13 protein-coding genes are annotated in these 10,386 nt (G+C 66.6%); 6 read left to right on the top strand and 7 right to left on the bottom strand.

The features are described 5' to 3' along the window. Positions 1-141: ATP-grasp domain-containing protein (locus tag VK533_RS00600; RefSeq protein ID WP_324374008.1), on the bottom strand; the 141-nt coding region annotated here is incomplete at its 3' end. Positions 142-218: 77 nt separating this feature from the next. Beyond that, a complete protein-coding gene (locus VK533_RS00605; protein WP_324373983.1) occupies positions 219-530 on the bottom strand; it encodes a hypothetical protein in 312 nt (103 codons plus the stop codon). A gap of 70 nt (positions 531-600) precedes the next feature. Here VK533_RS00605 and VK533_RS00610 point away from each other — a divergent pair, with 70 nt between their 5' ends. Further along, positions 601-1,095, top strand: a complete 495-nt coding sequence (locus VK533_RS00610; protein WP_324373985.1) for a beta-carotene hydroxylase — start codon at positions 601-603, stop codon at positions 1,093-1,095. Between the two features lie 98 nt (positions 1,096-1,193). Here VK533_RS00610 and VK533_RS00615 read toward each other — a convergent pair whose 3' ends face one another. From VK533_RS00615 to crtY, 4 genes are read right to left on the bottom strand one after another with little or no spacing between them, the layout of a single operon-like run. Beyond that, positions 1,194-2,105, bottom strand: coding sequence for a phytoene/squalene synthase family protein (locus VK533_RS00615; RefSeq protein ID WP_324374010.1), 912 nt, complete (start codon positions 2,103-2,105; stop codon positions 1,194-1,196). A 50-nt stretch (positions 2,106-2,155) separates the two neighbouring features. Further along, positions 2,156-2,737 carry a TIGR00730 family Rossman fold protein gene (locus VK533_RS00620; RefSeq protein ID WP_324373987.1) on the bottom strand — a complete coding sequence of 194 codons (582 nt, stop codon included), beginning with the start codon at positions 2,735-2,737 and terminating at the stop codon, positions 2,156-2,158. Then, positions 2,734-4,227, bottom strand: a complete 1,494-nt coding sequence (locus tag VK533_RS00625) for a phytoene desaturase (protein ID WP_324373989.1) — start codon at positions 4,225-4,227, stop codon at positions 2,734-2,736. Before VK533_RS00625 ends, VK533_RS00620 begins: the two co-directional genes overlap by 4 nt. Further along, positions 4,224-5,378 carry a lycopene beta-cyclase CrtY gene (crtY, locus tag VK533_RS00630; protein WP_324373991.1) on the bottom strand — a complete coding sequence of 385 codons (1,155 nt, stop codon included), beginning with the start codon at positions 5,376-5,378 and terminating at the stop codon, positions 4,224-4,226. The genes VK533_RS00625 and crtY overlap by 4 nt, the downstream gene beginning before the upstream one ends. A 46-nt stretch (positions 5,379-5,424) precedes the next feature. Between crtY and VK533_RS00635 the strand changes: the two genes are divergently transcribed. The 3 genes from VK533_RS00635 to VK533_RS00645 all read left to right on the top strand — a co-directional run bounded on the left by VK533_RS00635 (position 5,425) and on the right by VK533_RS00645 (position 7,912). Then, positions 5,425-6,147 carry a sterol desaturase family protein gene (locus VK533_RS00635; protein ID WP_324373993.1) on the top strand — a complete coding sequence of 241 codons (723 nt, stop codon included), beginning with the start codon at positions 5,425-5,427 and terminating at the stop codon, positions 6,145-6,147. Positions 6,148-6,335: 188 nt separating this feature from the next. Beyond that, positions 6,336-7,250 (top strand): DMT family transporter, encoded by a 915-nt coding sequence (locus tag VK533_RS00640; RefSeq protein WP_324373995.1) that lies wholly within the window; start codon positions 6,336-6,338, stop codon positions 7,248-7,250. A gap of 2 nt (positions 7,251-7,252) precedes the next feature. Then, positions 7,253-7,912, top strand: a complete 660-nt coding sequence (locus VK533_RS00645) for a COQ9 family protein (protein ID WP_324373997.1) — start codon at positions 7,253-7,255, stop codon at positions 7,910-7,912. A 60-nt stretch (positions 7,913-7,972) separates the two neighbouring features. Here VK533_RS00645 and VK533_RS00650 read toward each other — a convergent pair whose 3' ends face one another. Beyond that, positions 7,973-9,076 (bottom strand): FAD-binding oxidoreductase, encoded by a 1,104-nt coding sequence (locus tag VK533_RS00650; RefSeq protein ID WP_324373999.1) that lies wholly within the window; start codon positions 9,074-9,076, stop codon positions 7,973-7,975. Between the two features lie 48 nt (positions 9,077-9,124). Here VK533_RS00650 and VK533_RS00655 point away from each other — a divergent pair, with 48 nt between their 5' ends. Further along, positions 9,125-9,592 carry an A24 family peptidase gene (locus VK533_RS00655; protein ID WP_324374001.1) on the top strand — a complete coding sequence of 156 codons (468 nt, stop codon included), beginning with the start codon at positions 9,125-9,127 and terminating at the stop codon, positions 9,590-9,592. A 47-nt stretch (positions 9,593-9,639) separates the two neighbouring features. Next, positions 9,640-10,386, top strand: a 747-nt coding sequence (cpaB, locus tag VK533_RS00660) for a Flp pilus assembly protein CpaB (protein ID WP_324374004.1), incomplete at its 3' end; no start/stop codon positions are given.

Raw genomic sequence — 10,386 nt, forward strand, 5'->3', positions numbered from 1 at the left:
CGATTTCACGACATAGATCGGCCCGGGCAGCTTGCCTGCGGCTGCGACGGCTTCGTCGACGGTCATCGCGGCGAAACCCAACGGAATCGCGACACCGAACTTCGCGAGCAATTCCTTGGCCTGATATTCGTGGATGTTCATGGGAGAGCGATTCCTGTGCGGACTCGGGGAGAGGAATGGCGCGTCCTCTACACAGCCGAGCCCTCAAGGCAAAGGCGTCATCCCGCGATATAGCATCCGATCGCGGCGCGGCTGGTCACCTCGACCACCTCGGGGTCGCCGATCGCGGCGACGCGCTTCAATATATGCTTGGCGCTCATCTTCTCGCCCGGCTCCTGCGCCTTGGCGAGGCTCTTCAATTCCTTGAGCTGCTCGATCGACAGCTTGGCGGCCATGCGTTCGGCCATGCAGCTCGCGACGCGCGGCGGCACGCCGGCGTCGCGCAGCGCGGCGTTGACGCGTTGTTCGGGCGTGATCGCGCAGCTGGCGAGCAGGGCGAAAGCGGGCAAAAGCAGGAGAGCATGTTTCATGGGACGGGGCTAAGCGCCGCCGTGCATGAAAAATGGCTGAATGAAATGCGCGCGACTATAATGCCGCGTGATGTCGACTCTCCTCGGCCTTTGCCTGTTCGTCGCCACCATCGCCGCGATGGAAGGCGTCGCCTATGTCGCGCACCGCTGGGTGATGCACGGGCCGGGCTGGTTCCTGCACGAAAGCCATCATCGCCCGCGCACCGGCATTTGGGAGCTCAACGATCTCTACGCGGTGATCTTCGCCGTCCCGTCCTTCGTCCTGCTGCTCGGCGGGGTACAATTGGGCTGGTGGTGGGGCTGCACCTGGATCGGCGCGGGCATCGCCGCTTATGGCGCGATCTATTTCGGCTTCCACGACTGGATCGTGCACCAGCGCCTCCCCGGCCGCTTCGTCGCGCGCTCGACCTATATGAAACGCATCGTCCAGGCGCATAAACTGCACCATGTGGTGGAGACCAAGGAGGGGACGGTCAGCTTCGGTTTCCTCGTCGCACCCAAGCCGGAGACGCTGAAGGCGGAACTGGCGAAGCGGGGCAGGGCAGGGGTGCGCGAGGCGCGCTAACCGATTACCGTCACCCCGGACTTGTTCCGGGGTCCACTGTCCCACGCACCCTGCGCTCGCGGTGGAGTGGATGCCGGAACAAGTCCGGCATGACGGCTCTATCGGCGAGGCCGCGTCCATAATTTGGGCGAACGCGTACTCGCGCCACCCCGCGTGAGCGCCTGCCAACCGGCCTTCACCACCCAGCCGAGCTTCGCCGCCTTGCTCGTATGCACCCGATGGTCCCACGCATGTTCGCCCTGCTTAGCTACCTCGCGCGCGATGTCGCCATAGATGCCCGCCGCCGCCAGAACCGCCCACGCGGACCGAAAGGGCAGGGCCGCCGCACCAAATCGCGCGCTCGCCTCATAGTCCGCCGCCAGCCGCGCCAGCCTTTGCGCCAGCACCGCGAGGCGTTTGCGATAGGCCGTCTTCATATGTTCGCCCGGCGGGATATCCATCTCGGCCAGCCATTCGGTCGGCAGATAGCAGCGCCCGGCGGCGTCATCCTCGCAAATGTCGCGCGCGATATTGGCCAGCTGAAAGGCGAGGCCGAGGTCGCATGCGCGATCGAGGGTCGCCTCGTCGTCGGGCGAAACCCCCATCACCAGCGCCATCATCACGCCGACCGCGCCCGCGACATGATAGCAATAACGGAACAGATCGTCCTCGCTGCGCGGTCGCCAGCCCTCGGCATCCAGCGCGAAGCCGTCGATCAGATCCTGCGCCAGCCGTTCGGGAATCGCGCATTCGCGCGCGACCACGCCGAAGCCGTCAAAGGCAGGATCGCCGGTCGTCTCGCCCGCCAGCGCGGCGGCGGTGCGCTCGCGGATCTTGGCCAGCCGTGCCGCCGGATCGGCGACGACTTGCATATTGTGGCCCATCTCCTGCCCGTCGGCGAGGTCGTCGGAAGCACGACACCAGGCATAAAGCAGCCACGCCCGCTCGCGCGTCGCGCGGTCGAACAGGGTCGAGGCCATGCCGAAGGATTTGGAGCCGCGCGCGATCGAAAGCCGCGCCGCCTCGACCAGAGCCGCGCGGCCCCCCTCCCTTACAGGGGAGGGGCTTTCCTCGGCATCCGTCAAAGCTCCTCCGCGCGCATGCTCGTGATCGGCGTGCCCGGTTCGTAGGCCGACATCTCGGCAAGCAGATCGATCAGGTTGTTGCTCGTGATCAGCAGATCGCGGTGTTGCGGCCGCAGGAAGCCGACATCCTGCATCATCTCCCAATAAGCGACGATGCCGTCATAATAGCCCGCGACGTTGAGCAGCCCGACCGGCTTGGAATGATAGCCGAGCTGCGCCCAGCTCAACGCTTCCCACAATTCGTCCATCGTGCCGGTGCCGCCGGGAAGCGTGAGGAAGCCGTCGGACAGGTCGGTGAAGGCCTGTTTGCGCTGATGCATCGTGTCGACGACATGCAGCTGGCTCAGGCCCTTGTGCGCGACCTCCAGCCCGACCAGCGCCTTGGGGATGATGCCGATCACCTCGCCGCCGGCCTTCAGCGCCGCATCCGCAATCGCGCCCATCAGGCCCAGCCGTCCGCCGCCATAGACGACACCGATCCCGCGTGCCGCCAGCGCGCCGCCGACTTCGCGTGCGACATTGATGTAGCGCGGATCGCTGGGGCTCGCGGACCCGCAATAAACGGCGAGACGGTTCACTTCATATCCTCCAGCATCAGCGCGGCGGTGGCCTTGGCCGATCCGACCACGCCGGGAATGCCCGCACCCGGGTGCGTGCCTGCCCCGACAAAGTAAAGATTATGGATCGCATCGTCACGATTGTGCGTGCGGAACCAGGCCGACTGGGTGAGCAAGGGCTCGAGGCTGAAGGCGGAGCCGAGATGCGCGTTCAGGTCGCGGCTGAAATCGACCGGCGTGTAATGGAAGCGCGTCACGATCCGCTCGCGCAGGCCCGGCATCAGCCGCCGTTCGATCTCGGAGAGGATGCGGTCGGCATAGCTCTCCTGCAGCCCCTCCCAGTCGAGCGGCGCCTTGCCGAGATGCGGCACCGGCGCCAGCGCATAGAAGGTCGAGCAACCCTCCGGCGCCATCGCCGGATCGGTGATGCTCGGATGATGCAGATAGAGCGAGAAATCCGCCGGCAGCACGCCATGCTGGTAGATGTCGGTCAGCAGCCCTTCGTAGCGCGGCCCGAACAGGATCATGTGGTGCGGAATGCCCGGCCATGTCCCCTTCACCCCGAAATGGACGAGGAAAAGGGACGGAGAGAAACGCTTGCGCTCAAGCGACTTGGCAACGCGGCGGCCGCGGTCGCTGCCGCCCAGCAGGTCGCGATAGCTGTGCATGATGTCGGCGTTGGAGGCGACCATGTCGAACCCCTGGCGCCAACCGCTCGCGGTGCGGACGCCGGTCGCGCGGTCGCCGGCCGTCTCGATCTCGACCACCGGCTCGCCGAGGCGGACCACGCCGCCCAGCCGTTCGAAATGTGTCACCATGCCCCGGATCAGTGCGTGCGTGCCGCCCTTGGCGAACCACACGCCGCCCGCCTTCTCCAATTTGTGGATCAGCGCATAGATCGCGCTGGTCGACATCGGATTGCCGCCGACCAGCAAGGTGTGGAAGCTCAAAGCCTGGCGAAGATGCTCGTCCTCCACGAATGACGACACGATCGAATAGACCGAACGCCACGCCTGATATCTTGCGAGCGACGGCGCGGCTTTGATCATGCTCTTGAAATTCAGGAACGCGACCGCGCCCAGTTTCTCATAGCCCTCGTGATAGACGCCGGCGGCATAATCGAGGAACTTGGCATAGCCCGCGACGTCGCGCGGATTGAGCTTGGCGATTTCGGCACGCAGCGCGGGCTCGTCGTTCGAATAATCGAAACTCGTCCCATCGGGCCAGTTGAGCCGGTAGAACGGGCTCACCGGCAGCAGGGTCACGTCCTCGGCCAGGCGATGGCCGGTCAGCCCCCACAATTCTTCAAGGCAATCGGGGTCCGTGATAACGGTCGGCCCGGCGTCGAAGGTGAAGCCGTCGCGTTCCCACACATAAGCGCGCCCGCCCGGTTTCTCGCGCGCCTCGATCAAGGTGGTGGCGATGCCGGTCGACTGGAGGCGGATGGCGAGCGCGAGGCCGCCGAAGCCGGCGCCGATAACCGCCGCCGTCTTGCGCGTTGGGATGTTCACCGATCCTCCCTGATCGCGCCGAGCGCGCGGCGCAAGGGCACGGGAGGCTTGCCGATCAGGATGCGGGCCTTGTCCGTCCAGGTGGATCGTCCGGCATAGAAGCGGCCGATCAGGCCTTCGTCGAGCCGATAGAAGCGTTCGAGCAGCCGATAGCGCGCGGGCGGATCGGCGGCGCGGAACAGCATCCGCGCGAGCAGGCGATAGAAGCCGCGTTGCTCCCACGCTTTGCGCGCATAGGGACGCAGCGCATGCTGCAGCGCGCGCGACGACAGATCGGGCAGGTCCGCGATCAGCGCGGCGGTACGGACCGCGTCGGGCAAGGAATAGCCGGTCATCGGCTGGAACAGACCGGCGGCCATGCCCACGCGCGGCACGCGGTCGCGCACTGGCCACAAGGCATCGAAATTGCCGCCCATCGCGATCGGCAGGGCCGCTTGCTCCTCGCGTTCGATCGTGGCGATCGTCCACCCTTGTTCGGCGGCATAACGCGCGATGCGGTCGCGCAGTTCGTCCGCGTCGAGATCGGACGTCGTGCTGTAATATGTGTCCTCGACGAACACCGCATTCGGCCCGAACGGCAGCAGATAGACGAAGCGATAGCCGTCGCCCTGATCGACCGCCGCATCCATGATCACCGGCCGCGTCAGCCCGTGCGGCGCTTCCAGCCGCAGCAACTGGCCGAGGAATTTCTGCCAGCCGAGCTCGAGCATCGCGAAATCGCCGACCCCGCGCGCATCGATCACGCCGCCGGCCTCGATCCGCGTGCCGTCGCTCAGCGTCGCGCTCTGCGCATCGAGGGCTTTGATCCGGCCGGTGACGATCGCCTCGGCCGGCAGCGCCGCGCGCACCACCTGGTTGAACCGCCCGGACTCGATCGAATTATAGGCGCCATGCAGGCTGCGCGCATGGCCGGGGAAGCGAACCTCATTCCCATCCCAATGATGGCAGATCAACGGCGCGATCAGCCCGCGCTCGGTCTCGGCGATATCGGAATCGAAGAAGGACCAGATATGATTGCCGCCGAGCGCCTCGCCCGCTTCGACGATCGTCAGTGTCACGTCGGGCCGCCTTGCCCTCAGCGCCAACGCGATCAGACCGCCTGCGAGGCCGCCGCCCGCGATCAGCAGGTCGGTCTTGAGGGTTTGCGCCATCCGGCCGCTTCTACCCATGGAGACGGCCCGGGCCTATAGCAGTCCCATGCTCGCCTCCATTCTGTTCGCGGCCGTGGCGATGACGGCGATCGTGGCGCTGCGCTATCTCGCCGCGAGCGGCGGCTTCGCGCTGGCGACTCGGGTCCGGCGGCCAGGCCTCTATGCGGGCCTGAACCGGCAGATCTGGCGCGAGATCGCCTGGAGCCTGGCCTCGGCCGCGATCTACGGCGTGCCGGCGGGGCTGGTCGCGTGGGGTTGGCAGGCGCGCGGCTGGACCCGGATCTACAGCGATCCGCACGCTTACCCCCTGTGGTGGATGCCGCTGTCGGTGCTCGCTTTCCTGCTTGTGCACGACGCCTATTTCTACTGGACGCACCGGCTGATGCACCGCCCCTGGGCGTTCCGGACGATGCACGCCGTCCACCATGCCAGCCGCCCGCCGACCGCCTGGGCGGCGATGAGCTTCCATCCGTGGGAGGCGCTGAGCGGCGCGGTCGTGATTCCCGCGCTGGTGTTCCTGATCCCGATCCATGTCGCGATGCTCGGCCTCGTGCTGTCGGTCATGACTGTGATGGGCGTCACCAACCATATGGGGTGGGAGCTTTTCCCCGATGCGCTGGTCCGCAGCCGAGTCGGAAACTGGCTGATCACCGCGACCCATCACCAACGTCATCACCAGCAGTATCGGTGCAATTATGGGCTCTATTTTCGCCTGTGGGACCGACTGTGCGGCACCGATAAGGGGTTGGGAACGTTCAGAGATGCATAATTTGCATCGTTAAAATTACTCTTTGCACCTTGCACTGCAAAATATCTCTTGCGGCACTGCACCATTAGAGTCACTTTAACCCTGCCTTTCAGGCATCCTCTCCTAAGACTTAAGGGCCGGTTCGCCGGCCCTTTTTTTTGTCCGTCGCAGGTCTCGACCCGACCGCGCTTTCCGCTAGAGCCGCCAGCATGCAGCACGTCCGGAAATCGACCGGCCTCGCCATCCCGGCCCTGGTCGTCGCCAATATCGCGCTCGCGCTCGGGCCGTGGTTTGTGCGGATCGCACGCGTTCAGGGCCATGTCGGGCCGGTCGGCTCGGGCTTCTGGCGACTGACGATCGCGCTGCCGATCCTGCTGGTCATGGCGCGCAGCGAGCGCGGCGATCCCCGGCCGATCAATCGCAAGGTGTTGATCGGCGCAGCCTTGCTGTCGGGCCTGTTCTTCGGCGCCGATCTCGGCGCCTGGCATGCCGGCATCCTCCATACCCGCCTCGCCAACGCGACCCTGCTCGGCAATTGCACCGCGATCCTGTTCCCCGTGTATGGCTTCATCGCCGCGCGCGCTTCGCCCAGCCGCAAGCAGGGGATCGCGCTCGCGCTCGCCACGCTCGGCGCGGTGCTGCTGCTCGGCCGGTCCTATGAATTGTCGGCGCGCAATCTCGCCGGCGACTTCCTCTGCCTGTTCGCCGGCGTCTGCTACACCGGCTATCTCGTCGCCGCCGATCGCGCCCGCTCGGCGCTCGGGCCGTGGACCACGCTTACCTGGTCGGTTGCCGCGGGCATCCCCCTGCTGCTCGCGGCCGCGTTGGCGCTCGGCGATCCGATCTGGCCGCAGATCTGGTGGCCGCTGATTGCGATGACGCTCGGCAGCCAGATCATCGGCCAGGGGCTGATCCTCTATGCCGTCAGCCGGGTTCCGGCTTTGGTGGTGGGGTTGATGCTGCTGCTCCAGCCGATCGTGGCCGCGACGATCGGCTGGGTTGCTTACGGTGAGCGGTTGACCGCGTTCGACTTCGCCGGCGCGGTTGCGATCGCCGTCGCCGTGCTGCTCGTGCGTGACAGCAAGCGCCCTTTGCCCGCGGAAGAGATGAGCCTAAGCTCGTAAGCATGACCGAACCGCTCGACATGACGCTCGACGAACTGCGCGCGGCGCTGGTCGAGCGGCTGCCCCAGGAAGCCGTATTCGAAGGCTGGAACGACAAGGCGCTCGCCGCCGCCGCCGAGACGATCGGCGTGCCCGCCGACCGCGCCCGGCTCGCCTTCGCCGGTGGGGCGGGGCAAATGGTCGACGCGTGGTTCGCCGCGATCGACCTGCAAATGGCGGAGGCACTTCCGCCCGAGACGCTTGCGGAAATGCGCGTCCGCGACCGGATCACCGCTCTGGTGCTGGCGCGCATTGCTGCGATGGCGCCCTATCGCGAGGCGGTGCGGCGCGCGCTCGCGGTGCTGGCGATGCCGCATAATATGGCGATGGCAACCGCGCTCGGCTGGCGCGCGGCGGACCGGATGTGGCGGCTGGCGGGCGATACTTCGACCGGTTTCGCCCATTATACCAAGCGTATGACCCTGCTCGGCGTCTATGGCGCGACCCTGCTGTCGTTCATCGACGATGAGAGCGAGCACTATGCCGACACTCGTGCCTTCCTCGATCGCCGCATCGACGAGGTGATGAGGTTCGAGAAGTTCAAGGCGCGGATCAAGCCCGACCCCGACCGCCACTTCAGCATCGCCCGTTTCCTCGGGCGGCTACGCTACCCGACGCGCTGAGACCTGATCGTCATTGGAAGGCGCGCACCGCGTGCCTGCCGATGGCGTGAATCAGGTCGTTCAAACGTCGAAGCGGGAAGGGGCGTAACGCGCTGGATCGATCCCCGCGACCGCGTCCGGCAAGGGCTCGCCAAGCAGCAACGCCGCCCCGACCATCGCCGCCGCCGGCGCGGTCTGGATGCCGAAGCCGCCTTGCCCCGCATACCAGAAGAAGCCGGGTGCCCATGAGTCGAAGCCGTAGACCGGCAGCCGATCGGGCGCGAAACTGCGCAGGCCCGCCCAGGCGCGTTCGCGCCGCACGACCCGCCAGTCGACCGCCTGTTCGAACTGGTCGATCGCAATCGCGACGTCGAGTTCCTCGGGGGCGACATCGTGCGCCTCGACCGGCGTCTCGTCATGCGGCGACAGCCACAGGCGTCCGCCCGCCTCGGGCCTGAAATAGAAGCGGCCCAGCGCGTCCATGATCAGAGGCATGTCGGGCGCCATCGGCGGATCGGTGGTGAGCTGCGCGATCGTGCGGCGATAGGGCTGGATATTGATAGACGATGCGCCGGCCATCGCCGCGATCTGGTTGGCCCAGGCGCCCGCGGCATTGACCAGGATCGCGGCCCGTATCTCGCCGTCGCGCGTGGATATCCGCCATCCATCGCCATCCCGTGCGATCGCGGTCACCCCGGCATCGGTGCGCACGGTTGCGCCTTCGCGCCGGGCGCGGCCCAGGAAGTCGCCGTGCAGCCCGCCGACGTCGATGTCCTGGCAGGTCGGTTCGGTCAGCCCGACCATGAAATGGGGCTTGAGGCCGGGAATCGCCGCTTCCAGCGCGGCCCGGTCGAGCCATTCATGCGCGACGCCGCAGCCGGCCATTTCCGCCGCCAGATCGTCGAGCGCCGGGCGGCCTTCGATTCCGGCGATGTGGATACAGCCGCGCGGGTGGAGGAAGCCGTGCGATTCCAGCCATGGCCGCGACGCGGTGGTGAGCGGCTGCACGAACGGCCCGCCATAGCTTTCCGACCAGAAAGCGGCCGATCGCCCGGTCGAATGATAGCCGGGCTGCGATTCGGCCTCGATCAGCAGCACGCGCCCCCGTCCGCCGATCATGGCGGCCAGACTCGCGCCGGCGATGCCGGCCCCGACGATGGCGATATCTGCGGTGGGAAGACTCACTTGGTCTTGGTTACGGTTTGGCAAGGCTAGCCGTCTAGAGGCTCTGCCATGTCTGTTTACGCAATCTGCATGTTGTGCCTGCTCGCGGCCCTGCTGGTGACCGCGGCGGTGACCGACATCCGCGCGCGAATCATCTCCAATCGCCTCAACGCCGCGATCGCCTTGCTCGCGGTGCCGTGGTGGTTTGCGATCGGATATGGCGGTTCCGACATCCTGTTCCAGCTCGGCCTGTCGGCGGCCTTGCTGGTCGTGTTCGCGATCTTCTTCGCGCTGCGCATGATGGGCGGCGGCGACGTCAAGCTGCTGGCCGCGCTCGGCTTGTGGCTGCCGCTCACCAAGATGCTGATTTTGCTCGAATGGATGGCGATCGGCGGCGGCGTGCTCACGCTTGGCATGGTCATCGCGCATCGCGTCCGCAAGGCGCCGGGAAAGCCCGAAATTCCCTACGGAGTCGCCATCGTCGGCGCGAGCCTGCTCGTGCTGGCGAACGATATCTTAACCAAATCAGTTGCATAGTTGTTCATGGCCACGTGAGCCAATGGACCCAGGGGTAAGTGATCGCCATGGATGTACGGAAGCTCATGCTGATGGCGGGTGCGCTCGTCTTCGCCGCGATTTGCGCGGTGACGGCGCGCACCATGATCGGCGGCACCACGCAACAGGCGATCGCCGCCGCACCGGCCGAACCGACCGGTCCGCAGGTCCTGGTCGCGACCAAGACGCTGCCGCCGGGCACGATCATCGGCCCCGACGCGGTCCGTTATCAGACCTGGCCCAAGGATCTGGTCGACAACGCTTATTACATCAAGGGCCAGCAGCCGGGCGTGGCGGCGGTGCAGGGCACCGTCGTGCGTTACACCGTCACCGCCGGCCAGCCGATCACGCAGGGCGCGGTGATCAAGCCGGGCGATCGCGGCTTCCTCGCCGCCGCGCTGGCGCCGGGCATGCGCGCCGTTTCGATTTCGGTCACCACCCAGGCGAGTGTCGCCGGCTTCGTCTTCCCGGGCGACCGCGTTGACCTCCTGCTGACCCAGACGGTCGCGGGTGGCGGCGACCAGCCGCTCAAGGCGAGCGAGACGATCATCCGCAATCTGCGCGTCCTCGCCACCGACCAGAAGACCGACAAGACCTCCGACGCCGACGGCAAGACCCAGGTCGTGGCCTTCTCCAACGTCACGCTCGAGGCGACGCCCAAGATCGCCGAGAAGATCGCGGTCGCGCAGGCGGTCGGCACACTCTCGCTGTCGCTGCGCTCGATCGCCGACGACCGCATGGAACTCGAGCGCGAGATCGCCGCGGGCGAAGTCAAC

Source organism: Sphingomonas sp. (assembly GCF_035317925.1).
GTDB lineage: Bacteria > Pseudomonadota > Alphaproteobacteria > Sphingomonadales > Sphingomonadaceae > Sphingomonas_I.